Here is a 2,423-nt window from a genome sequence, read left to right on the forward strand (position 1 = left end):
GCTTCCCATGCGGGCTGAAGATCGCCGGACGATTTCATGCTGACGGCTGGCGGTCGCGCTCCCCCATTCGGCGATCTCGCCAAGTGTGCGACCGCAGCCGATGCAGACGCTGGAACTAGAGCGGGATGAGTTTTGGTTGAATCGATAGGGGATTCCCAGCGGGATATTTTTGTGATTCAAGCTTTGTGCTGGGATTGGAGGCCAGCAAGGCATGGCACGACCTTATTCGCTTGATCTTCGAGAGCGCGTGATTTTATCGGTGGAACGAGATGGCCTGTCTCGCAATGCGGCGGCTCGGCGCTTTGGCATTGCGATCAGTACAGCGGTGAACTGGCTTGCGCGGCAGCGTGACACGGGTAGCGCTGCTCCGGGGCAAATGGGTGGTCACAAGCCACGCAAGCTGATCGGCGCGCACCGGGAATGGTTGCTGGAGCGGACCAAAACGGACTTCACCTTGCGCGGCCTTGTGGCTGAGCTTGCCGAACGTGGGGTCAATGTTGATTATCGGACGGTCTGGTCGTTCGCCCACGACGAAGGATTGAGCTTCAAAAAAAAGCGTGCTGCCCGCCGAACAGCTTCGCCCGAAAGTCGCAAGACGGCGCGAACAGTGGAAGAAGTATCAGGGGCGGCTTGATCCTGCCCGGCTGGTCTTCATCGATGAAACATGGGCCAAGACCAACATGGCCCCACTGCGGGGTTGGGCACCTAAGGGACGGCGGCTTCATGCCAAGGTCCCTTATGGTCATTGGCGCACGATGACGTTCCTTGCAGCCCTGCGCTGTGACCGGATCGATGCGCCGTGTGTAATCGATCAGCCAATCAACGGGCAAAGCTTCACCGACTATGTCGAACAATGTCTCGTGCCCACGCTCTCTCCAGGCGATGTCGTCATCATGGACAATCTCTCCAGCCACAAGCGACCGGCTGTGCGGCAGGCCATCCGCAGCGTCGGCGCCAGGCTGCTGTTCCTGCCGCCATACTCGCCCGACCTGAACCCCATCGAACAGGTCTTTGCTAAGCTAAAACACCTCATGCGCAAAGCCGCCGAGAGAACTCACGAAGCAACATGGCGACGTATCGGCTCATTGCTCGACTGCTTTAGCCCCAACGAATGCGCAAACTACCTCAGAAACTCAGGCTATGCTCAAACCTAATCTCATCAAACTCTAGTGTCCAGCTTGCAGATTTCTTTGCAGGGGGATGGCGGGCGAAGGATCATCCGCGCGCCGAAACGGCGCTCCCCTCCGACGGGGTTCGGCTAAGCGCCGCTTTCGTCCAAGTCATATTCCGGCGGCTTTCGGTTCCAGGGCGCGAAGGAGCGAAAGGGCGCGACATTCTTGCCGATCACGTCACGGTTGGCTTCGACGAACGCGTCGAGGCCACCATCCGTCGTTGCCCAAAATCGTTGCGAAGAAGATGCCAGCGTCGAGCGGTTGACGCGCGGGATCAGCACATCAGCAGGCATCGCTCCAAGTATCTGCTCGGTCTCAGCCGAGGCGGTGCCGAAAAAGATGCGATCTGGGCCGATTGGCAATTGGATGATGAAGCCCGGCTGATTGAACCCGCCTTCCCAATGAAGGGGTAGATCCGACAGCAACAGCTTTGGCGCGTCTGCCTCGAACTCGCGGCACCACCAGTGCAAGCTGCTGAACCGATCGGCGACGTCGTCGTGCAGGATCATGCGCGGAAGCCATGAGGTGAGAGTCGCCGCATCAATGGTGCCGGGGAAGTGACGGTTGAACCACTGCTCGGTGTTCGGGGCACCGGCCGGCAAAGACTCCTTGTCCAAGTTAGCCAGTATCTCTGCGTGATGCTGCTTCCCCTCTGTCCGCAAGAATTCGAGAACATCGGGTTGGCGTATACGAAGCGAGCAAACGAAGAACGTCCAAGCGATATGGTCATCGTCGGTCAGAACGGCGCGCCGTTCTATCTTGTCCAAGGCCACGGCAGCATTATTGTCAATCGGGCCGAACAGTCGCTTCTCCAGATGATCTTCGGGAAACCCCAACACCCCGGCAACGAGCGCATAGAGCCCGTTCTCGTAGCCGGTGGATTTCGGCCCCATGTCCTTTCGCGTCAGGCGACCGTCGCGCATTTTGTAGATGCGCAGCTTCCCGGCAGCGTCTGTCCAGCGGCGGAGAAGGAATTGTGGGACGTAGTGATGCCGCATCCGAGCCTCCTATCAGAACAGATCGCTTCAGAACATGTACATCTCATGACCTCAGGCTCCGATGCCTAATCGCAAGAATCGTATCAGCACCACAAAGCCCCGCTCGGCAGCGCCGGGCGGGGCGTGGGTGCGAGGGTCAGTTGCCGTTTGTGGTGCGGGCGCGTGACCAGATCAGGTTGTGGGTCTTGCCATCTTCGTCGGCGAACAGGCTGGCAAAGATCGGTGCGTTGAAGCTGGGATCGTCGAGCTTGAT

Annotated in this window: 4 protein-coding genes; 1 reads left to right on the forward strand and 3 read right to left on the reverse strand. The window is 59.0% G+C overall.

The window, feature by feature from the left end; genetic code table 11:
- The coding region (locus tag ABL922_RS14570) for a DUF1289 domain-containing protein (RefSeq protein WP_349024931.1) at window positions 1-180 on the reverse strand (180 nt) is incomplete at its 3' end.
- Between the two features lie 31 nt (window positions 181-211).
- Between ABL922_RS14570 and ABL922_RS14575 the strand changes: the two genes are divergently transcribed.
- Window positions 212-1,154 (forward strand): IS630 family transposase gene (locus tag ABL922_RS14575; RefSeq protein WP_349024932.1). Its coding sequence is split into 2 segments (ribosomal slippage): window positions 212-547 and window positions 549-1,154, totalling 942 coding nucleotides; the frame shifts between segments, so codons are not numbered across the junction.
- 104 nt (window positions 1,155-1,258) lie between these two features.
- Here the strand turns inward: ABL922_RS14575 and ABL922_RS14580 are convergent.
- Window positions 1,259-2,170, reverse strand: coding sequence for a DUF4238 domain-containing protein (locus ABL922_RS14580; RefSeq protein WP_349024933.1), 912 nt, complete (start codon window positions 2,168-2,170; stop codon window positions 1,259-1,261).
- A 136-nt stretch (window positions 2,171-2,306) separates the two neighbouring features.
- Window positions 2,307-2,423, reverse strand: a 117-nt coding sequence (locus tag ABL922_RS14585) for a DUF736 family protein (RefSeq protein WP_349024934.1), incomplete at its 5' end; no start/stop codon positions are given.

Source organism: Sphingorhabdus sp. (assembly GCF_040079335.1).
Taxonomy (GTDB): Bacteria; Pseudomonadota; Alphaproteobacteria; order Sphingomonadales; family Sphingomonadaceae; genus Sphingorhabdus_B.